We start from the raw sequence: 655 nt of genomic DNA, 5'->3' as shown, positions 1-655 counted from the left end.
TCTCGGCCTTGGACCTTAGCACCCAAAGCCTCACTGCCGACCATATCTTATAGCATTCGGAGTTCGTCTGGATTTGGTAGGATTTGACTCCCCCGCACCCAATCGGTAGCTCTACCTCTATAAGACTTAATATCGACGCTGTTCCTAAAAACATTTCGGGGAGTACGAGCTATTTCCCAGTTTGATTGGCCTTTCACCCCTACCCTCAGGTCATCCGGAAACTTTTCAACGTTTATCGGTTCGGTCCTCCAGTTGGTGTTACCCAACCTTCAACCTGCCCAAGGGTAGATCACAAGGTTTCGCGTCTACCTCTGCTGACTATACGCCCTATTCAGACTCGCTTTCGCTGCGGCTACGTGACTGAATCACTTAACCTTGCCAACAAAGAGTAACTCGTAGGCTCATTATGCAAAAGGCACGCTGTCACGGAACAAGTCCGCTCCAACCGCTTGTAAGTACACGGTTTCAGGTTCTTTTCACTCCCCTGTTCGGGGTTCTTTTCACCTTTCCCTCACGGTACTGGTTCACTATCGGTCTCTCAGGAGTATTTAGCCTTACCAGATGGTGCTGGCAGATTCAAGCAGGATTCCTCCGGTCCCGCCCTACTCAGGATACCACTAGCGCTGTATTGCTTACCTGTACGGGGCTATCACCC

1 rRNA gene is annotated in these 655 nt (G+C 50.5%); it reads right to left on the bottom strand.

From position 1 onward, the window contains the following. Positions 1 to 655 (bottom strand): 23S ribosomal RNA (locus GOQ17_RS16040); the annotation flags it as partial.

The sequence above is a fragment of the Sphingobacterium composti genome (assembly GCF_009829075.1).
GTDB classification, from domain to species: domain Bacteria; phylum Bacteroidota; class Bacteroidia; order Sphingobacteriales; family Sphingobacteriaceae; genus Sphingobacterium; species Sphingobacterium composti.
This window is presented reverse-complemented; position numbering and strand designations above follow the sequence as displayed.